This is a genomic window from Chitinophaga rupis, assembly GCF_900109685.1.
Classification (GTDB): Bacteria; Bacteroidota; Bacteroidia; order Chitinophagales; family Chitinophagaceae; genus Chitinophaga; species Chitinophaga rupis.
Genome location: NZ_FOBB01000001.1, coordinates 289837 through 311460, shown reverse-complemented (window position 1 = coordinate 311460; position 21624 = coordinate 289837). Strand labels below are relative to the sequence as shown.

The following is a 21624-nucleotide window of genomic DNA, read 5'->3' as shown; positions in this document are numbered from 1 at the left end:
CATTCTGTAGTATGTCACATAACTGTTTAACCATCAAACGATCAGTGTATCTATGTCATTAACCGCAAAGCTGCTGCTTGGGATGCTGTTGTGCTGTTTTCCGCTGCAGGTGCTGGCCTGGGACTGGCATACCAAAGTAACGCTTAGCCTGAAAGACCAACCCCTGCTGGTGGCCTGCCAGCTGCTGGAAAAAAAATATGGTATCCATTTTTCGTATAGCCGTGATGTAGTAGACCTTTCGCACCGCATAACGCTGGAAGTGCGCAACAAGCCGCTTAAAAAAGTGCTGGAGCTATTATTTGAGCCTTATGATATTGCCAGCTCCCGCATAGGCAACCAGGTGGTGCTAACCATGAAAAACAAGCCCCTGCGTACTATTAGCGGGTATGTGGAGGATGCACGCAACGGTGAAAAGCTGATCGGCGCCACGGTTTACTGTCCTGCACAGCGGGCTGGTACGGTTACCAACCAATACGGCTTTTATAGTATTACCCTGAAAAAAGATACCAGCAGCCTTTATGCCTCCTATATAGGTTATACCCCGCAACGTTATAAGCTGCCGGCTACCGGTAACCGGCAAATTGCCATGGCGCTGCAGCCCACCAACAGCTTACAGGAAATAGTGGTTACAGAAAATATGAAGGCGCATTTACAGGAGCAAACCCAGATGAGCAAGGTAAATATTCCTGTTACTGAAATAGAGGCCGTGCCCCGGCTGCTGGGCGAAGCCGATGTGATGCGTACCCTGCAAAGCCTGCCTGGTGTAACGGGCGGAGCAGACGGTAGCGGCGGAATGAGTGTGCGGGGCGGCAGCCCGGATCAGAACCTGATATTGCTGGATGGTACCCCGGTATTTAATTCGGAACATGTGTTCGGCATCTTCTCCGTGTTTAACCCGGACATCATCAAGAATGCTGACCTGTATAAAGGCGCTTTTCCGGCCCGTTATGGTGGAAGGTTATCTTCAATCATAGATGTTTCCATGAAGGATGGGGATATGAAAAATTATCATGGCGAGGTTTCCATCAGCACCATTGCCGCAAAGTTTATGATAGAAGGGCCGCTGTGGAAGAATAAAACCTCATTTGTGCTATCCGGCCGCCGCTCTTATATTGACCTGTTAATGGATGATGCTGTCAAGAACGTTATGGACTTAGGTGACAAAGGCGATTTCTTTGCTTTTTTCTATGATGCCAATGCACGCATCAACCACATTTTTTCTCCGAAAGACCGTCTTTACCTGAGCGCTTATGGCGGGGAAGATGCGCTGGTCATAGCCCAGGATCACGACTACGAAACTACCGATGCACCGGACCAGCGGCGTTACCAGGAAAAAAGTTCCTTTAAGCTGGGCTGGGGTAACCTTACCGGCACGCTGCGCTGGAACCATGTATTTAACCAGCGTTTATTTTCCAATGTAACATTCAATTATTCGCAATACTTTTTCCTTACGCATTATCATTACAATTTCCGGTCTTATACGATTGATGAACATTCGGAGCTGTATGGCCGTTATACTTCCCGGATCCAGAATGCGGTGGGCAAAATAGATTTTGACTACCGCCCCCGGCCCGGCCATGCTATTAAATTCGGGGTGGCCTCTACCACGCATATTTTTAAGCCAGGTACTTTTTTCTTTGAAGATAATTCTGCTACGCCCTCCCTGCCGGATACCTCCTATAATAACTTTAACACCGTGGGCGTGGATATGGTATTGTATGGGGAAGATGACTGGCAGCTAACCCCTGATCTGCATTTGAATGCGGGCCTGCATGCGGCCGGTTTCCTGGTGGAGAAACGTTTTTACCGTTCCGTACAACCCAGGCTGGGCCTGCGTTATCTGCTGCCTAAAGGCTGGGCTTTAAAGACGGCATACACGCACATGTACCAGCCTATTCACCTGCTTACCAATAACGGTACCAACCTGCCCACAGACCTTTGGGTGCCTTCCACACCTAAGGTAAAGCCCATGTTATCAAAGCAGTTCACGATAGGCGTAGCCAAAACTACGGAAGATCACCAGTATGAGTTTTCACTGGAAGGTTATTACAAGACCATGAATAACGTGATCGAATATACGGAGTATGCTTCAGCATTCAGCTCTGCCGGTAAAAAGTGGGATGACCAGGTGATCATTGGCAAGGGCCGCAGCTATGGTACGGAAGTGCTGCTGGAAAAAAAGCAGGGCCGCACCAAAGGCTGGCTGGGGTACACACTGGCATGGTCTGACCGGCAGTTTGCAGAAGTGAATGAAGGTAAACGGTACCCGTATAAATATGATGCGCGGCATAATCTGGAGCTAACGGTTATACACCAATTCAATAAGACCTGGGAAATATCTGCCGGCTGGCAGTTCTCAACCGGCAAACCTTTAACGCTGCCGGTTGCCAGCTATGAGGGTATACAGGAACCCTCGCCCTACGATCCACAGCAGCCTGTACCACCACGGGCAGATGAGCTGGGCGAGCGCAACCAATTCCGCACCAGTAATATACACCGCCTGGATCTTAGCGTTACCTACACTAAAAAGAAAAGATTGTGGACCAAGAGCTGGAACCTGAGCCTGTATAATGCCTATAACCAGAAGAACCCATTTTATTACTATGTGAAATCGGACCCGGTGGCAAAAGAGCGGTACCTGGCGCAAAAAACCATTTTGCCCATACTGCCCAGTATTTCCTATTCAGTTAAATTTTAAAAAGTTGTTTATGCGTTTTATTATCGTATATGCTATAGGGTTAATAATGCTGCTTGCTGCCTGCGACAAAAAGGCCCGGCTGAACCTGCCTTATGATGGCGACAAAATTGTACTGAACACCTTTATGCTGGTGGATAGTGTGGCTTACATCCGCGTAACCAAAAGCGAGCCGGTGGTATCCAGCAATGATCCGGAATTTACAGAGCTGGCTAATGCGCAGGTGACCATACTGGAAAACGGTCAGCCCTTTTCTGCCGTACACCGGCAGGTAATAAACGGGCGCGGATATTTTGTATCTGATAGTGTGATCAGACCGGGAAAAATATATACGGTTACGGCGGCCGCTACGGGCTTAACGGCTGTAAGCGCTACAGATAGCATTCCTGCCCGGCCGGAAGTGAGTGATCTTTTTGCGCAAAAAACAGCCAGCCAGGTGAACTTCACACTGAAAGATCCGGGGAATATTATCAATTATTACCGCATTCATATTTATGCGGCAGACAGCACCGACGGAGCCATCCGCCCGCTAAGCCGCATTCAGTACCGCCTGGATCCTTCCTTCAATAATAATTTCGCCGACATTGTCAACGATGCCTATTACGAGGACCTGGTGGTAAAAGATGAGCGGATCTCCGGCAGAAGCATTGTTTTTGTGCTGCAAACCTCCCTGCCTGTTACCTACAAATATATAATAGCAGAAGTAGTTGGCTTAACAGATCAGGGGTACCGTTACCTTAAAAGTTTGGATGATCAGCAGGATAACCAGGAGGAAGGCAACTTCCTGGCGCAGCCGGTAAAAGTTTACTCTAACGTTACTAATGGGTATGGCATAGTCGCTGGCATGTATGCAAAACGCATTTACTGTAAGGTGAAAGAGTGATCAATCATTGATATGATACCGGTTAATGACCTCGTTGATCTTACACGAAAATTTTACGCATTCCGTAATAATTACAGATTCCAGTTCCTTATAACCCTCTGATTCCAGGTGGTATAGTTGTGGGTACACCGTTTCTATCATTTTTTTGGTGGCTTCTATCAGGCCATCCTGCATGCTTACCAGCTGCTGCTGCTCATACATGGCATCCTGGTATAAAGGCGATAGCGGATTTAGAATTTCATCCCAGTCCATAATAGTGATGTGTGGTTTAATTAATGGATATGTGTTGTAATCAGCGCAGGGCCGTAAAGAATAGAACAATTTCCAGCCGGTTTGGTTCAAAAGTGGGCCTGGCAGTTTTTCCTTTTGCGTAAATGAGCCCGGTTTAAATTCCCGATTTGATTAACGTTTTACATTTTCATGACGTAGCTTTGTCCTACTCCTTTACTCCGCCGCATGAATGTAGCCGTCTGCTGCTCCCCGTGTAAATTCCGCTTACACGCAGGCAGGCCCTGATATTCACATGAATCTGCTGTTTAAGAAACGTACCCGCCGTACTTAAGATTTGTACGGTAGAGGGATTAGTTTGCCCCTGAAGAAACTTGCCGGAACATGGCGGAGTAAAGTGTTCCCGGTAGGTGGTGGTTGGCCCAAACCCCGGGTAGGGTCAACCATTTTTTTTAAAATACACTCTGTTAACAGCTCAAACTATTTATCATGCAACTAATCAGGCTACGGCCCCTGCTCATATTATTATTGGGTTCTCTTTTTATTGCTGCCAGCACACAGGCGCAGCGCCGCATTGTATCCCTGAATGGTACCGTTACAGAAGTAGTGTGCGCCCTGGGTTTTGAAAAATCACTGGTAGGGGTGGATGTGACCAGCACGTACCCTGCCTCCGTACAAAAGCTGCCTAAAGTAGGGCATAACCGCAACATTTCTGCTGAGCCTGTACTGGCCCTGCAACCGGACCTGATCCTGGCTACTTCCAATTTCCTGGCGCCGGCAGTGATCGGACAGTTCAATGCTACCGGTGTAAAAACCGTAGTGCTGCAACAGGAATATTCTGTGGAGGGAACCAAAAAACTGATCCGCGAAATAGCGGCTGCCCTGCAGGCCACAGAAAAAGGCGCCACCCTTTGCAAACAACTGGATCAGCAGCAACGGGCGCTGAAGGTGATCCCGCAAGCAAAAAAAGTATTATTCATTTATGCACGTGGCGCCGGTACTATGATGGTAGCCGGCCAGGAAACGCCGCTGGATAAAATTATAACGCTGGCTGGTGCAAAAAATGCCGCCAGTGGTTTCAAAGATTTTAAACCGCTTACGACCGAAGCGCTGGTAGCTGCCAATCCAGACGTGATCTTATTATTTGACAGCGGCCTGGAAAGCGTAGGCGGGGTAACCGGTTTATTGAAAGTGCCGGGTGTTCAGCAAACCACTGCCGGTAAACAGCAAAAGATCATTGCTATGGATGGCCAGTTCCTGTCTGGTTTTGGGCCGCGTGTGTTGGAGGCGGTTAAAGTATTGTCTGAAAAGCTTAAAGCGTAAAGCAGAAAGCATAAAGCGCAAAGCATAAAGCTGAAGGCACAATGCCCTTAATAAATGCCAATAGCTTTTTGCTTTATGCTTTCAGCTTTCTGCTCCCAAAAAATTATGAAACGTATCAGCCTTTCCATACTAACCACCGCCCTGGTATTAGTAATGATCATTGCAATTGGTACCGGCGCTATGCATATGTCGCCATGGCAGGTAATAGGTATTTTACTAAAGGGTATTGGCATACAGCTGCCGGTAACCTATACGGAGCAAATGCCTGCGGTGTTGTGGATGATCCGCCTGCCGCGGGTAGTGCTGGCGGTAATAATAGGCGCCGGTTTAGGCGTTTCAGGAGCGGCCCTGCAGGGATTATTCCGTAATCCGCTGGCTGATCCTGGATTGATAGGTATTAGCGCCGGTGCTTCGTTAACAGCAGCTATGCTGATAGTGCTGCATGTGTTTTTACCCTTTATGGTAAGCGGCAGCATTTTTCAAACCTATGCGCAGAACATTATTACCTTTTTGGGAGCTATGCTTACGGTGCTGATCGTATTTCGTATGTCCGTGCACGGTGGCCGCCCCATTGTATCCGTAATGCTGCTGAGCGGTATTGCCATTAATGCCCTGTGCAGCGCTTTTACCGGGTTAATGACCTATGTGGCGGATAATGAGCAGCTGCGCAATATTACCTTCTGGACACTGGGCAGCCTGGGTGGCGCCACCTGGCAAACGGTGCTGGCGGTACTGCCATTTGTGCTGATACCGGTATTGATGCTGCCACGTATGGCGTCTGCGCTCAATGTATTTGCATTGGGCGAGCAGGAGGCTATGCATAGCGGTGTGCAGGTGAACAGGCTGAAAACACAACTCATTATTTACGCCACCATGGCGGTAGCGGCGGGCGTAGCTGTAGCAGGTATTATTGGTTTTATTGGGCTGGTGGTGCCACATATCATCCGCCAGTTCACAGGGCCGGATCACCACATTCTTATACCCAGCGCAGCTTTGGCCGGCGCTATTTTACTCACCGTGGCCGACCTGCTATGCCGTACTATTATTGCCCCGGCTGAATTGCCGGTGGGTATTATTACGGCCATTACCGGCGCACCGGTTTTCATTTGGCTGATCTTAAAAGAGAAACGTTTAATTGCTGTATAATGTTGGTTGTAAAAGATGTTTCATTGTCGTTTGGCAATGTGCCGGTGCTGGCGCAAATGCAGCTGCAGGCGCAGCCGGGCGAGCTGTGTGTGCTGATGGGTGCTAACGGCGCCGGCAAATCTACCCTGCTGCGCACCATTGCGGGGGAGTATAAACATTACCACGGCAGCATTCTGCTCAATGGGCAGGAGCTGCATCACATGCCGGTGGATGCGCAGGCGCGGCAACGTGCGGTGCTTTCCCAGCAGCTGAACCTGCAAATGCCCTTTACTGTGGCAGAAGTAGCGGCCATGGGCCGTTATGCTTACCGCGCAGCAGAAAGGTTATACGATAAAGAGATCATAACCTATGCCTTAAAATTATTACAGGTATACGACCTGAAAGACCGTAGCTATCCCACGCTTTCCGGCGGGCAGCAGCAACGCGTGCAAATGGCGCGGGTATTGGCGCAGCTGCTGGAAGCGCCGGACCTGCATGCGATGGACTACACCGGAAAAAAAATGCTGCTGCTGGATGAGCCGGTAACGGGCATGGATATACTCCATCAACAGCTGGCATTACAGCTGGCCGTACAATTAAGCCGGCAAGGGGTGCTGGTAATAGCCGTACTGCACGATTTTCAGCTGGCAGCCGCTTATGCGCAGCACATTTTTCTTCTGAAGAATGGCCATGTATATGCACAGGGGCCGGTAGATACGGTATTATCGCCCCCGCATATCAAACATTGTTTTGGGGTGGATGTATCGGTGCTGCATCATTCATTGTGCGCTTATCCCCTGGTGGTTACCAATACAGCCGCCACTTTATTTTCATCATCTGCCCTACAGGCAACAAACGCTTATTAATAACCATGAACAATACAATTACCAATAGCCTGCAAGCTCAATGGCAGGCATACCGCCAGCAAAATCCCAAAACCAGGATCCGGGATGCTGCCCGCGCCCTGCAGGTAAGCGAAGGCCAGCTGGTAGCAGCCTGCACTGGCGGCACAGTGCTGCATTTACGGAATGATTATCCCGCTTTGCTGCAACGTATGCCGGGCGTAGGAAAAGTAATGGTGCTTACCCGCAATGAAAGCTGCGTAATAGAAAGAAAAGGCGTGTTTGAAGATGTGCGTACAGAAAGCCGCCATGTAGGCGTAGTTGTAGGTAAGGATATAGACCTGCGTATGTTCTTTTCAAAATGGGTATATAGTTTTGCCGTAAAGGATGATGAAGCGCTGGGCTTCAAAAACTCCTTACAGGTATTTGACGGGCAGGGTAATGCCGTGATCAAAATATATACGGTGGCCGATACTAATCTGGCAGCCTGGGATCAGCTGGTGCAGGACTTTACCGCGCCGGAGCAACCTACTGATATTACCATTACGCCTGCCGCGGCAGCGCCTACCTATGCACAAACTATAGATGCCAAAGCATTTTTGGATGAGTGGGCTGCGTTGCTGGATACGCACGACTTTTTCCCGCTGCTTAATAAATACAAAGCCGGCCGCCTGCATGCGCTGGAAATAGCAGAAGGCCGCTTTACCCGTAAGGTAGCTGCTACCTGTGTAAAATCGCTGCTGGAGCAGGCTGCAGCCAGCGGCCTGGAAATTATGGTATTTGTGAGCAACCCTGGCAACATTGAAATTCATACCGGGCCGGTACATAAGATCGTGGAAATACCAGGATGGATCAATGTAATGGACCCTGACTTTTACCTGCACCTGAAAACAGATGATATTGCCCAGTGCTGGGTAGTAGAAAAACCATCTGTAGACGGTACGGTTACTTCTATAGAAGTATTTGATGCAAACAATGAAATGATCGTACAATTCTTTGGCAAGCGCAAGCCCGGCCAGCCGGAGCTGTCGCAGTGGCGGGAGCTGGTGCAAAGCCTTTAAAAATGTAAAAATTTCAAATGTAGAATGTAAAAGTCCGGTGCTTCGGTTCCGCACTTTTACATTTATGATTTTACATCGAAATTTTAAATTTTGCATTCCTTTTCCTTTTAGCGTAAATACTTTTCCTGATCCGATCATTACTACTACTTACTGCTGCTTACTTTTGTATTGCCGTTCTCCGCCGGCGTATATAACAACATCTTTTTTCAGCATAATAGTTTTTTACGAATCTATGAAACCCATCTGTCTGCCCGCTATGCCGGCCAGGTACCTGCATGTGTATGGCGGGTATGACAGGCCAATAACAGCAGTTTGTTAAACAAGTAATGTATGTGCGAAACCAGGATACTGTCCCGCAAAGGCCAGATGCGTATAGGACATTGTGTGCATTGTAAAACCGTTTTTCTGTGGCATGGTAATGTGCTGCTGCATTTTACCCCGAACGACTTTGTACAGTTCAGCGAAACGCTGGGTCACCGGGAATTTTGCGATCACTCGCTGCCCTTTCCGGATGATGAGGAACGGGTGATCATTCACACTCCCTGCCAGGATATCAGCTTCACCTTTACCAAAGCAGAATGGGAAACCCTGCGGGCAGCGGTGGAAGAGGCTTTGCTAATGCAGCAGGTGTATGCGCTGATATAAGCATACCAACCATAAATCAAATACCTGATGAAACAATTAATGGCGCTGTTCTTTTGCTGCCTCCTATGCCGTATAAACAGTTTTGCACAGGATACCACTGTTCAGTTAAAGGATGTGGTAGTAACCGGGCAATATCAGGCGCAGTCTGTTAAACAATCCGTGTACCGGGTGCGCATTATTAACAGCGAACGTATTCAGCTCCGGGGCGCTACAGATGTAATAGGTGTGCTAAGCAATGAGCTGGGCATCCGCCTGTCAAACGATGCCACGCTGGGCGAAACGGATGTAGAGCTCATGGGCATGCCGGGCCAGAATGTAAAGGTATTGCTGGATGGCGTGCCGCTGGTAGACCGTGGCAGCACCAAACAAAGCTTAAGCCAGGTAGATGTTAACTCGATTGAACGTATTGAGATTGTAGAAGGACCTATGTCTGTAGTATATGGTACAGATGCGCTGGCAGGTGTTATCAACATCATCACAAAAAAACGTACGGATAACCTGACGGTTACAGCCCGGGTGCAGGAAGAAACCGTGGGTACAGAATACAAGCCCTTTCATGGCAAAGGGCTGCATAACAAAAATATTGGCCTGCAATGGGGCCATGGCAGCTGGTTTGCCAACGGCGGTTATACCCGTAATAATTTTGGCGGCTGGCAGGGCGATTATACCGGCCGTAAAAAAGAATGGCATCCCAAAGACCAGTCTTTTGCCAGTGGCATGTTAGGTTACGGCAACCGTACCTGGGAAGTATGGTACCGGCTGGATCACCTGCATGAGAATATTAAAAACCAGGGCGATATTAATACCGGCAACTACAAAGCCACGGATCAGTTTTTTTATACCAACCGCTATACCCACCAGGTGCAGGCCGCCTGGAAACCCGGTGAGCGCCTGAGTGTGAACGGCGCGCTCTCTTACCAGGACTATCAGCGTAAAACAGAAACCACCATTAAAGATTTTCGTACCAATACCGCTACGCTGTCGGGCGATGCCGGTGCGCAGGACGTATCAAAGTTCAGCACCTTTTTTTTCAGAAGTACCGTACAGTACAAAATATCAGAGGGGATATCATTGCAGCCGGGTGTGGAATATAAAAGGGATGCCAGCAGCGGCCAGCGTATCGAAGGCTCGCCGGTGATCAGTGATTATGCCTTTTTTGCATCTGCAGAAGTGAAACCAGCCACCTGGCTTAACATCAGGCCGGGGCTGCGTTTCAGTAAAAATGCTGTGTATGATGCGCCGCCGGTGATCCCTTCCATTAACACCAGGTTTGCATTAAGAAAAGACCTGGACCTGCGCCTGTCATACGCGCGCGGTTTCCGGGCGCCCGCATTACGCGAATTATACTTTTACTTCTTTGATGCCAGCCATTCCATTAAAGGAAATTCCAGCCTGAAGGCGGAATATTCGCACAGCGTGAACGGCTCGCTTAGTTGGCAGGCCCTTAGTAAAGATCCGCTGCATTATACCATTGCCCTGAGCGGTTTTTATAATGATTTCAATAACCTCATAGATGTTGGTTATGATGCGGTGGACCCCAGCATCAGCACCTACATTAACATCAATAAGTTTAAAACTACCGGGGGCATGCTGGAACATTCCCTGCAATGGAAAAATCTGCAGGCCACCCTGGGCTTCCTGTACATAGGCCGCTACAACCGCTTTGCAGATGATACGGCGTATACTAAAACCGGCAGCTCGCCCACTTTTACGTGGACGCCGGAAGTGAATGCAAATATCATTTATCACATTAAGCGTATAGGCGCTACCGTAAATATATTCTACAAATTCAGCGGGGTACGGCCTACCTATGAGCTGGTAGCTGTAAATAATGCGGAAGTAGTACACCTGGCAAAAACAGCCGCTTTTCATTATGCGGATGTTACCGCATCCAAACGCATTAACAAGTACCTGACACTGAATGCAGGGGTAAAAAATGTGCTGAATGTAGACCGGCTCAAAAGTACCTCCGCAGATATTGGGCAGGCGCATAGCACCGGCGGCCCGGTGTTAATGTGGTATGGCCGCTCTTACTTCCTGGGGTTGAATTTCCGCTGGGCAAAAATTAAGAATTAACAACTAATAAATTGCACATGTACACAACAAAACATTTACAGGCCGGTGGGCAGCGTATGCGGCAGGTTTTTGTATGCCTTACCTTAATAGCAGCGCTTAATGCCTGCAGCAATGATGATGATACCATACCCGTTATACCGCCTTCCGGCGGTTCTGAAATGAAGCTGGATGGCGGTGGCGGCACCGGCGCACCCAACGCGGTGTTTGTAGACCTGAGCGCAGCCAAACAAACTTCTGTGGCCCGCATAAGCTGGGATCTTGGATTTTATAGCGGCGCCGATTACCGTGTGATCCTTAACTATACCTCTTCCCTGTCTGTAAAAGCCCTGGCCAAAACAGATCTTACACAGGTTAGCCTTACGGATACCGTTGGCATTAGCCTGGCCCTGGGGCAGGGAGCAGGCACCCTGGATATGGTGGACGATGTATATGGCGACCTGTCCAAAACAGCTATAGCAGCGGTATCCGCTACGGACGCGGAAAACAAGGTATACCTGGTAAAACCGGAAACCGCCAATGCCGCAGATCCCAAAACCTGGTATAAAATAAAGATCAGCCGTAACGGTAACGGTTATAAGCTGCAATACGCCAAGCTGGGGGAAGCAGCCATTCAAACCGCTGATATCAGCAAGGACGGCAACTTTAATTTTACCTTTTATTCCTTCACCACCAATAAGGTTGTAACGGTGGAGCCTAAAAAGGCGGAGTGGGACATTCAATGGTCATACGGCGTGTACCTGACCGGCGGTGGCGGCGTATTCTTACCTTACCTGTTCTCTGATTTTGTATACAGTAATAGCCTGGCCGGCGTGCAGGCCGCAGAAGCCACCACGGCCGATGGGTTTAACTATGATACCTTTGCAGCCGCAGACCTTTCCAATACAAAACTGGTATACAGCGCCACCCGCGATGCTATTGGCAGTAAATGGCGGGTAACTTCCGGTGCCACGGTAGGCATAAAAACCGACCGCTTTTACGTGGTAAAAGATGCCGGCGGCAACTATTATAAGCTGAAGTTCATCAGTGCCGGAATAGGGCAGGATGGCGGCCAGCGCGGATATCCTGAAATTGCGTATAAATTGATAAAGTAAAGTGTGAAAAGCACAAGGGCAGGGGTTGGCGTTAGCCGGCCCCTTTTTTATGCCTGCCGGTCACCGGTAAAAGTGACAGCAGTATGGGCGGTGGTATATTTATTGATATCTTTAGTGCATTATGGAATTCAAGGATTATTATAAAACACTGGGCGTAGAGAAGGGAGCAACAGAGGCGGAGCTGAAAAAGGCTTACCGCAAGCTGGCTGTCAAATATCACCCCGATAAAAATCCTGGTGACAAAGCGGCAGAGGAAAAGTTCAAGGAAATAAACGAAGCATATGAGGTGCTGGGCGATCCTGAAAAACGGAAAAAGTACGACCAGCTGGGTGAGAACTGGAAAAATTACGAGCAGCACGGCGGCCGCGCCCAGGATTATGACTGGGGCCAATGGGGCAGTGGCGGCCAAACCTATAGCTATCAGGGTAATGCGGAAGATATGTTTGGCGGGGAAGGCGGTTTTTCCGACTTCTTTGAGCAGCTGTTCGGCCGGTCTTTTGGCGGCGGCGGTGGCAAGCGGCAGCAAAGGGCCACACGGGGCCAGGATATTGCAGCTAACATGGAAGTATCCCTGGAGGATGCCTATGCAGGCGGCCCTAAGCAGGTTAACGTAAACGGATCAAGGTTAAATATAAAGCTGAAACCCGGCCTGTACGAAGGGCAGGTGATACGCCTGAAAGGCAAGGGAGTACCGGGCCGCAACGGCGCAGAAAGCGGCGACCTGCTCATTACCATACATTTAGCGCCGCATCCGCAGTTTGAGCTGAAAGGCCAGGATGTATATGCCGATGCACCGGTAGACCTTTATACGGCTGTATTGGGCGGTAAGATTACCGTTCAGGGCCTGGGCGGACCGCTGAATATGAATATTCCGGCAGGCACCGACAGTGGGCGGATCTTTCGCCTGAAAGGCATGGGCATGCCATCCTTCAATAATGCCTCCCAGCCGGGAGACCTATACCTGACGGCCATGGTTCACATTCCCCAGCATTTGAGCGAACAGGAAAAGGCCCTGTTTACACAACTGGCTAACCTGCAAAAGAAATAGCCCACCAGGGTAAAACATAGTTCAACAGATTTTTTGACAGACAGCAGCAAAAGCGTACTGAACAAACAACAATTGTTGTAAATTTAGCTTTAAACCCAATTTTGAATGATCATTAACGGTAATGGCCATACCAATAAGAAATGCATATTGGTGGCGGACGATGATGCCGATGACAGGGAGTTAATAAAAGTAGCTTTTGAGGAGAATGAGGCAGATACTGCCATCTATTTTGTGGAAAATGGAGAAGAGTTAGTACACTACCTGCACCGGCAGGGGAAGTATAAAGACGAAGGGGTTTATCCCTTTCCCAGCCTGATACTGCTGGACCTGAACATGCCTAAGAAAGACGGCAGGGAGGCACTTCGTGAAATAAAAAGTCATCAGCAGCTGAAAGCCCTGCCTATGGTTATCCTCACCACTTCTACAGCAGCCAAGGATATTGTACATTGTTATGAGCTGGGCGTGAACAGCTATATGATCAAGCCGGCCAATTTCTCCGACCTGGTGCAATTTGCTGCTATGTTACATGCTTACTGGTTTAATACGGTGCAGCTGCCTTTATAGAACCTGTTTGAAGAAATCTGTTTCCCTCGCCCACTCAAGAAGAAAAGATACCAGGAAATAACCCGATGATACGATCATCAGTCCTAACGCAAGCAATCCGATTTCGAAGAATGCCTTAATACCAAGAAGATCTGCCGCATTTGCGGCATAGGTAAGGAGTGCGAGTAATGCGCCGGTTACAAACAGGGTAAGGGCAATTTTTTTCATTGATGAATTTAAAGTGACGGGTATCTACATACCCTATACGAAGGAGCAAAGATATCATCTTTGGTGATAGAAATAATCAAACCCGGCAGGGTTTGAACTATCCCGGAAATAATTATTTTTTTACCATGTAAAAAGAGCTGGCTAAAAGGCACGAAGAACATTGTTGCAACATTGAAAAACAGCGATTTTTTATGCATGGACCGCTGTTTTTACAAAGCGGTTTCAGTGCCCTTTTAGCCAATAAAAAAGATGTTATAACATTTTATGCTGCCGGATCATCTTCCGTAGTATCAGCCGGCTTTTTCTTCTCGCTGCGGCCTTTTTCCACCCACCAGTATAACGGCGGTATAATTAATGGTGCAAACAGCAAGGTGCTGGTTAAGCCGCCTATGATCACAGTGGCAAGGGGGCGTTGCACATCCGAGCCAATACCCGAAGAAGTAGCAGCCGGTATTAAGCCTGCAATAGCTACTACCAGGATGGACAGGAGCGCGCTTAACTGCTCCCTGGAGGCCAGGTACACGCTTTCCTTCAGGTCATGATCGCCGGTGAGCTTTAAGCGGGTGATAGCTGATACCAATAGCACACCTGCCATTACCGAAATACCAAAAATGCTTACAAAACCTACGCCTGCCGACACATTAAAATGATACCCGCGTATGAACAATGCCATAATACCGCCGGCCATGGCAAAGAAGATGCAGCTGATGGTAACCGCTGTATGCGGCATATTGCGGAACAGCATAAACAGCACCAGGAATACCATTACAATGGTTAACGGAATGGTGAATGAGAGCTGTTTGCTGGCCCTTTGCAGGTTCTCATACTGCCCGCCGTAAATAATGGCGTAGCCTTTTGGTATGTGCAGCTGCGCATTTATTTTGCTGCTCACCTCCTTTACAAAACCGCCCTGGTCGCGCCCGCGTATGTTGGTACGCACAGTGATCATACGTTTGTTGTTGTACCGGTAAATGTTCGTTTGCCCCTGCACGTAGTCTATGCTGGCCAGCTGGTTCATAGGTACCAGTGCACCTGTAGCAGCTGTTACCTGCAGGTTTTTCACCGCTTCAATGTTGTTGCGGTTCTCTGCTAAATAACGGATCACAATATCGTAACGTTTGGTGCCATCATACAGGGTGCTGATGGCTTTGCCGCCAATAGCCGCTTCAATAATGTTCTGAATATCTGCCACGTTAATGCCAAAACGCGCGGCATTTTCCCGGTTAATGTTAATCGCTATCTGCTCCTGCGGGCCTTCCTGCTCAATGTTCACGGATTCTGAGCCGGCCATGTGCTGCACAATATTGGCAATGGTATCTGCTTTGCCGCGCATCATAGTCAGGTCGTCGCCTACAATGGAAATGGCCAGGTCTGCGGCGCTGCCGGTTACAATTTCCATTACCTGGTCAATGATAGGCTGGCCGGAGGAGAAGTGCACTGCGGGCATGGCCCGTTCCAGGTCGTGGCGTATGCTGGTCACCAGTGTTTTTTTGGAAATAGTATCGCTCCATAATTTATATTCCTTTAAGCCCACCAGGATCTCATTACGGTTAGCAGGGAAGGGATCGGTACCATCATCATTACGGCCGGTTTGCGTGATCACAAAATCTATCTGGGGATATTTGGCAATGATCTCCCTGATCTTAGGCGCATACCGGGCATTTTCCTGGATGGTGATGCCGGAGGGGAAGTTGCCGCGTAAAAAAATGGAGCCTTCATCCAGCTCCGGCAGAAACTCAGAACCCAGGCTGCCGCCTGCCAGTATCAGCATCACTACTATTGCAAAACCGCCTATCACGGATGTTTTGGGGCGTTTTAATACTGTGCGCAATGCTTTACCATAGCCATTTGCCAGAAAGGTAAGCACCACATTTTTATGCTCTTTCAGTGGTTTACCCTGCCCGCTGAATGCTTTCTTGTATGCAAAGGATATTAATACCGGTATCAGTGTAAGCGCTGCCAGCATGGAGCCAATTACTGCAAAGGCCAGCGTAAGCGCCATGGGTGAGAACAGCTTGCCTTCCACGCGCGTCATCAACAAAATGGGCATGTAGGCCAGTATGATGATGGTAACGGAGAAGAAGATCTCCCGCCCTACTTCCTGTGCAGAGAATAAGGTGAGGGCGATGATGCCTTTTCGTTTTTCTTCCATGGGCGCCGTGCGGTACGTTCGTATCAGGTGCTCCGCCATTACACAGGCGCCATCTACAATAATCCCAAAGTCAATAGCGCCCAGGGAAAGCAGGTTGGCCGGTATGCCGGTGAGCCGCATTAATATAAACGCAAACAGCAATGAAAAGGGGATGGTGAGCGCTACTACCAATGCGCTGCGCAGGCTGCCCAGGAAAAATACCAGGATAATGATCACGATGGATACGCCTTCCAGCAGCGTATGGCCTACAGTTTCCAGGGAGTGATCGATCAAAAAGCTACGATCATATAAGGTACGCAGCTTAACGCCTTTGGGCAGCTCATCTGTTTCCAGGTCGGCAATGCGTTCTTTTAATATTTTTAATACCTCACTGGGATTTTCGTAGCGGCGCAGGAGTATAATGCCTTCTACGCCATTATTGGAGCTTACACCGGCGCTTTTAATAGTATACCCCATTACGCCACTGGGTGGGGGCGGCGCAATTTCCACGGTGCCTACATCGCGCAGGAACACCGCCATGCCATTGCTTTCCGTGAGCACAATGTTCTCAATATCCGTTTCTGTTTTTACGGCGCCCAGGCTGCGCACGGCAAATCCCTGCTCGCCACGGGCAATAATGTTACCGCCGGTGTTCCGGTTGTTCTTTTGTACGGCGTCTATTACATCTTCCATGGAAAGGCCGTACTTCCGCAGCTTGTCGGGCGAAGTAAGAATATGGTATTCCTTTAGCGGCCCGCCAAAGGTGGTAATATCCGCAATGCCGGGTACCTGCAGCAGGTAAGGTTTAATAACCCAGTCCTGCAGGTCGCGGATATCAGTGGGTGTATAGGAGGGTGGGGCTTCTACCACGTACCGTAGTATTTCCCCTACGGCGGTGGTCAGCGGCGCCAGCTCCGGGCTTACGCCGTCCGGCAATTCGGCGGTGGCTATACGCTCATTTACCTGCTGCCGTGCAAAATAGTCATCTGTACCATCTTTAAAGGTTAGCTGCACTACGCTCAAACCAAATATGGTGCGGCTTCTGCGGTCCAGCACATTGGGTGTGTTCTGCAAAGCCCTTTCAATAGGAATGGTTACCTGCTGCTCCACTTCTTCTGCTGCCCGGCCGGGATATTGCGCTACTATGATCACGTTGGTATCTGCAATATCCGGGTAGGCTTCTATTTTAAGCATGGTAAAACACCAGTAGCCAATGCCCATCAGGGCAGCGCCCATGAGTATAACAGCCCAGCGGTTTTTAAGCGAGAATATTAATAAGCTACGAATCATCTGATCTTAGATTTCAGATTTAATCAATCCTTTCCACCTGGTTCACTACAATAAAACCGCTGCTTATTTCTTTGCGCAGGGCTTTCAATGCATGTCTTACTTTTTCATCATCATCAATAAAAGTGATGAGCATGGGCGGTTCATCAAAGCTGAACCAGCTATCCGGCCGTTTCAGCTGGTGATGCACTCCAAAACCTATCTGCCCACGGAATGCAGTGGCGCCGGCTATTTTGTGCCGGATCAGGAACCGCATGATGAACTCATATAAAGGTTGTGCACCGTATACTTCGTCTTTGTCAATATAGATCTGTGCCTGAAGCATGGGGAAATGATGTTTTTGAAGTTTTTCAGTATCCGAAGCTTAATCCCTTTAACTGCATTACGCCGTTCACCACTACCTGCTCGCTTCTTTCAAGGCCTTTATAAATATTCACCCGGTCGCCTATTTGCAGGCCGGTGCTTACTTCCTTTCTTTCAAAGGTGGAGGGCGCTGTTTTTACAAATACGTAGCTGCGGCCCTGTGAGGTAATGAGCGCAGATTTGTTAATGCTGATCATGTTGCTGCTGCTACGCTCCGGGTCCGGCTTTACCGGGAAAGTTACCGTGGCAAACATACCGGCTTTTAGCTGCTGGCCGGGATTGCTGATGCGGATGCGCAGCTTTACCATACGGGTGGTATTATCTATTACATCGGCAACATTTTCGATCTTTCCATTAATATGCATTTCCGGGAAAGAGGGCAGCACCATGGAGCAGACATTGCCTTCCTTTACATTGCTGATCTGTGTTTCCGGTATGTCGCAGATCACATACGCGGTGCCGGGTGTGGCGGTGCGTAAGGCCACCGGTTCAAAACCACCTGCTTTTAACCTGGCCTCATGCTCAATAATAGCGGCCCTTTCATTGGCCAGGTTGGTTTGTTCCATAGACAGTGCTGCCTGTGCATCCAGCAGGTCTTTACCGGTGGCGGCGCCGTGGTTAAACAGGTCCTGCGCGCGGTCCAGCTCTATTTTACGTTGTTTGATATTGATATCCTGTATATGCCGGATGTTGATCATGTGCTGCATGAGCTGTGTGTAGCTGCTTTCAAGGTCAGGGTTATCAAACAGCACTACGTTCTGCGCACCTTCCTGCGAGGTGAGTACGGTAGCGGCTATACGTGCCGGCGCATGCAGCTCACCGGAAAGGGCAGAGTCGCCGGCCGGCTCCGTCTGGAAGAAAGATACCATAGCCGTATCTGTAAAGGTGATGCGTTTGCCATCATTCTCCACTTTAGGCACCGGATCCGCCTCTGCGGTAGCTTCCTTTTTTTTATGGGTACATGCTGTTAAAAGCAGGCATGCCGTTAAAAAGTATGTGGTTGTCCTGTTCATTATAATTGATTAATAAGGCCGGTTACAAATAATAATTGCAGGTAGCTCTGGTAGTAGGATTGCAGCGCATCATAATACAGCAGGCGCGTATCATACCAGTTACGCTGGGCATCCAGGAAATCTATAATGGTGGTGCCGCCGCGCAGGTATGCATACTTCACATTATCCAGGATCTGCTGCGATTGTTGTAACACCCCGCTATATTGCTGTATGTTATTTTTCTGCACCAGGTAGGTTTTGTAGGCCGTGCTTACATCTGTTTGCACCTGCAGCTGGGTGGCCTGCAAACTTTGTTCTGCCTGCGCTTTCTGGATCTCTGCTTTTTTGATCTGCCCCTGGTTGCGGTCAAAAATGGGCAGGCTGATGGTGCCAAAGAAACCCACATACGGCACGGAGTTCTGCGGGTTGTAGATCACGCCCAGCTCCGGCTGTGGCCAGGAAAGGGATTTCTGGTACTTAATGCTGCTGGTGGTTTGTGCAATGGTGCTTTTTACCAGCATTACATCTGAACGGTTTTCCTGGCTCAGGTTAATTAAGCTATCCAGCGTGGCGGTGGGTATTAATGTTTCTACGGCGCTGCTGGTATCTACCTGCACGCTGTCTGCCGCGCCGGTTAAGAGCTTCAGGGTTGCCAGCTCATTGTTGTAATCCTGGAAGAATACGGTTAGCTGCAGGTTATATTGTTGCAGCAGCACCTGTGTACGGGTAAGGTCTGTTTGAGTGATCACCTGGTTTTTGTAGCGCAGCTCATTGATCTTTACCAGGCTATCCAGGTTGGCGCGGCTTTCCTGCAGCAGGGTAAGCTTCTTTCTCAGCACCCAGGTGTTAACCCAGCTGCTGCCTACATTCCAGGAAAGGTTACGTACATTTTCCTGGTAGGTATTATTGGCTACCGCAATACTCTGGTTAGCGGATTCAATCCTATACTTGCGCTGGCCCGGCCATTGGATTGGTTTGGTCAGCTGCCACCATACCTGCCGGTTGCTGTTATCAGACCATTTGGTGCCGGCCGGAAAATGCCCGGCATCAGCCAGCTGCAGGGTTTGATTGTTGAGATTAGGGTTAGGCCGCAATTTGGCAGTAATCACATCTGCCTGGGCAGCGCCAATATTCAGGTACTGCGCCTTCAATACCGGGCTGCTTTGCCGTGCCGTATCTATGGCGGAGGACAGGGTAAATACTGTTTGGGCAACAGCATTTCCGGCGCCTGCAAGCAGGCAGGTAGCCACAGCAATAACAAGCTTTGGGTTCATGCTAATAGTTTACCACATTTTTAGATAACCGGGATAAGTTTAACAAAGTTCATGCTCGCCTTGTTATGCAGCACTGATTTTAAGGGTATTTTAAGAGGCGCCTTAAAAACAGCTTAGAATACTATAACTACTATTAACAAACATTTGCGCATAGGGTTCATCCAAAATAGAAAACCGCCTAAAGAGGCGGTTACACTAATATTCACGTTATGAAAACCCAAAAACAAACACCTTACAGGTGTTGTAAATCGCTTGATGATGCACAATATTAGCCCTTTCCTGGTCCATGAGTAGTTAATCGCCGGTTAAGGATTGGAAGGAAACCTGCTAGGGGAGCGGGTTGCTAATGTGCCGGGTTTTGATAATGACCTTATTATATGCCAGGTTGGCGAATGCATTTTAAAACCCTATACCGGCAAAATATACCGGCACATTAGCATATTAGCCCATCATTATTTTATGGCCTGGTATACCGCTACTTTAAACTCCTCACCAATACGCCAGTACGGGGAAAGGTATTCCTGTGTGAACAGCAGCCCTACCAGCTGTTCCTGCGGGTCGGCCCAGTAATGTGTATTAAAAGCGCCGCCCCAGCCAAAGGCGCCGGTACTAAAGGGCAGCAGGTAATTGTTCTTTGCGGTTTCCAGCGCAAAACCGGCCAGGCTGAATTGAAAGTTTTCCGGCTGCGGCGGCAGCGGTGAAATGCGCATACTATCTGTAAGCTGGTTGGTAAGCATCAGTTCCACTGTTTTGCGGCCCAGCAATCTTTTATTCTTATACACACCCTTATTTAAGTAAAGCGACAGGAACTTTGCATAATCCGCCACCGTGGAGCTTAAGCCTGCCCCACCGGATAAATAGGTGCCGCCCAGGTTAGGGAACAGGGGATCTACGCCTTCATAAATTGGGTGGGTTACCGGCAGCAGCGCTTTGCCCTTACTTTCATATAAGGTTACCAAACGGTTTTGCAGGCCGGCAGGTAAATGAAACCAGGTATCCGTCATTTCCAGCGGCTCAAAGACCCGTTTGCGCAGGAAAACATCAAACGGCTGCCCGCTCCAGATCTCTACCAGGTAGCCTAACAGATCGGTATTAATGCCGTAGGTGAAAGCGGCGCCGGGATCATGCTGTAAAGGCATTTGCGCCAGTAAGGCCATCTTTTCTTTAAGGGTGGACTGCGTAGTGCCAATACCGCTGGGAATACCGGCTTTGGTATAAATAGCCCACATGGCTGGATCGCTGAAAATGGCCGGGTATGCAATGCCGGAAGTTTGGCGCAGCAGGTCGCGGATGGTTATTTCCCTGCTGGCCGGGCGGGTGGTGTAGCTGCTGTCTGCTGCATTAAAATGCAGCAGTACCCGCGGATTTTTAAATGCAGGAATGTAATCGGATACCGGGTCGTCCAGCAGGAACTTCCCTTCCTCCCACAGCATCATTACCGCCAGGCTGGTAATGGCTTTGGACTGGGAGGCGATACGGAAAATGCTGTTGGTTTGCATGGGTTTTTTAGCGGCTGCATCTGCGTAGCCAAATGCTTTGTTGAATACGATCTGCCCATTACGGATGATCAGCGCAGTGGCGCCGGGTATATGCTGCGCGTTAATGTGGCGGGTAATTAAGCTGTCAATACGGGCCAGGCGTGCTGGGTCAAAGCCCTGCTGCGCTTTTGTTACGGATCCGGCAAAAAGGATCCCCAACAAAAGCAGCACCTGCTTTTGCAAATATTTCATGATAAAAAAGTTATGATGGAATGTTACTGGAAGAAGGGAACGGGACTAATAGAATGTAA

General features: G+C 49.0%; 18 protein-coding genes. 11 read left to right on the top strand and 7 right to left on the bottom strand.

All coding sequences use genetic code 11. The features are described from left to right. Positions 1–52: 52 nt before the first annotated feature. A complete protein-coding gene (locus BMZ54_RS01180; protein ID WP_089906324.1) occupies positions 53–2698 on the top strand; it encodes a TonB-dependent receptor in 2646 nt (881 codons plus the stop codon). Positions 2699–2708: 10 nt separating this feature from the next. After that, positions 2709–3578, top strand: coding sequence for a DUF4249 domain-containing protein (locus tag BMZ54_RS01175; RefSeq protein ID WP_089906323.1), 870 nt, complete (start codon positions 2709–2711; stop codon positions 3576–3578). Here BMZ54_RS01175 and BMZ54_RS01170 read toward each other — a convergent pair whose 3' ends face one another. After that, positions 3579–3830: a hypothetical protein gene (locus BMZ54_RS01170; protein ID WP_143080873.1), complete on the bottom strand. Its 252-nt coding sequence runs from the start codon at positions 3828–3830 to the stop codon at positions 3579–3581. Between the two features lie 465 nt (positions 3831–4295). Between BMZ54_RS01170 and BMZ54_RS01165 the strand changes: the two genes are divergently transcribed. The 9 genes from BMZ54_RS01165 to BMZ54_RS01125 all read left to right on the top strand — a co-directional run bounded on the left by BMZ54_RS01165 (position 4296) and on the right by BMZ54_RS01125 (position 13581). Next, complete coding sequence (locus tag BMZ54_RS01165; RefSeq protein ID WP_089906321.1) at positions 4296–5129, top strand: heme/hemin ABC transporter substrate-binding protein; 834 nt, start codon at positions 4296–4298, stop codon at positions 5127–5129. A 105-nt stretch (positions 5130–5234) separates the two neighbouring features. After that, positions 5235–6275 (top strand): FecCD family ABC transporter permease, encoded by a 1041-nt coding sequence (locus tag BMZ54_RS01160; protein WP_089906320.1) that lies wholly within the window; start codon positions 5235–5237, stop codon positions 6273–6275. After that, positions 6275–7120: a heme ABC transporter ATP-binding protein gene (locus tag BMZ54_RS01155; protein ID WP_089906319.1), complete on the top strand. Its 846-nt coding sequence runs from the start codon at positions 6275–6277 to the stop codon at positions 7118–7120. The genes BMZ54_RS01160 and BMZ54_RS01155 overlap by 1 nt, the downstream gene beginning before the upstream one ends. Positions 7121–7125: 5 nt before the next feature. Further along, positions 7126–8157 carry a hemin-degrading factor gene (locus BMZ54_RS01150; RefSeq protein ID WP_089906318.1) on the top strand — a complete coding sequence of 344 codons (1032 nt, stop codon included), beginning with the start codon at positions 7126–7128 and terminating at the stop codon, positions 8155–8157. Between the two features lie 330 nt (positions 8158–8487). Beyond that, positions 8488–8802, top strand: a complete 315-nt coding sequence (locus BMZ54_RS01145; protein WP_089906317.1) for a DUF6686 family protein — start codon at positions 8488–8490, stop codon at positions 8800–8802. 27 nt (positions 8803–8829) lie between these two features. Next, positions 8830–10878: a TonB-dependent receptor plug domain-containing protein gene (locus BMZ54_RS01140; RefSeq protein WP_202909107.1), complete on the top strand. Its 2049-nt coding sequence runs from the start codon at positions 8830–8832 to the stop codon at positions 10876–10878. 17 nt (positions 10879–10895) lie between these two features. Then, positions 10896–11969, top strand: a complete 1074-nt coding sequence (locus BMZ54_RS01135; protein ID WP_089906315.1) for an HmuY family protein — start codon at positions 10896–10898, stop codon at positions 11967–11969. Positions 11970–12090: 121 nt separating this feature from the next. Further along, on the top strand, positions 12091–13017 hold the full coding sequence (locus BMZ54_RS01130; RefSeq protein WP_089906314.1) for a DnaJ C-terminal domain-containing protein: 927 nt from the start codon (positions 12091–12093) through the stop codon (positions 13015–13017). Positions 13018–13122: 105 nt separating this feature from the next. After that, positions 13123–13581 carry a response regulator gene (locus BMZ54_RS01125; RefSeq protein WP_089906313.1) on the top strand — a complete coding sequence of 153 codons (459 nt, stop codon included), beginning with the start codon at positions 13123–13125 and terminating at the stop codon, positions 13579–13581. On the opposite strand, the gene BMZ54_RS01120 is transcribed toward BMZ54_RS01125, so the two are convergent. From BMZ54_RS01120 to BMZ54_RS01090, 6 genes are all read right to left on the bottom strand, one after another. Beyond that, positions 13576–13788 carry a hypothetical protein gene (locus BMZ54_RS01120; RefSeq protein WP_089906312.1) on the bottom strand — a complete coding sequence of 71 codons (213 nt, stop codon included), beginning with the start codon at positions 13786–13788 and terminating at the stop codon, positions 13576–13578. The genes BMZ54_RS01125 and BMZ54_RS01120 overlap by 6 nt on opposite strands. Before the next feature lie 262 nt (positions 13789–14050). Continuing rightward, entirely contained in the window at positions 14051–17209 is a 3159-nt protein-coding gene (locus BMZ54_RS01110) for an efflux RND transporter permease subunit (protein ID WP_089906310.1), read from the bottom strand. A 19-nt stretch (positions 17210–17228) separates the two neighbouring features. Beyond that, a complete protein-coding gene (locus tag BMZ54_RS01105) occupies positions 17229–17531 on the bottom strand; it encodes a DUF190 domain-containing protein (protein ID WP_089906309.1) in 303 nt (100 codons plus the stop codon). A 25-nt stretch (positions 17532–17556) separates the two neighbouring features. Continuing rightward, positions 17557–18582, bottom strand: coding sequence for an efflux RND transporter periplasmic adaptor subunit (locus tag BMZ54_RS01100; protein WP_089906308.1), 1026 nt, complete (start codon positions 18580–18582; stop codon positions 17557–17559). Then, positions 18582–19835, bottom strand: a complete 1254-nt coding sequence (locus BMZ54_RS01095; protein ID WP_089906307.1) for a TolC family protein — start codon at positions 19833–19835, stop codon at positions 18582–18584. Before BMZ54_RS01095 ends, BMZ54_RS01100 begins: the two co-directional genes overlap by 1 nt. A 452-nt stretch (positions 19836–20287) precedes the next feature. Next, the gene (locus tag BMZ54_RS01090) at positions 20288–21565 is read right to left on the bottom strand and encodes a serine hydrolase domain-containing protein (RefSeq protein ID WP_089906306.1); all 1278 of its coding nucleotides are present in this window, start codon (positions 21563–21565) and stop codon (positions 20288–20290) included. Positions 21566–21624: the final 59 nt, after the last annotated feature.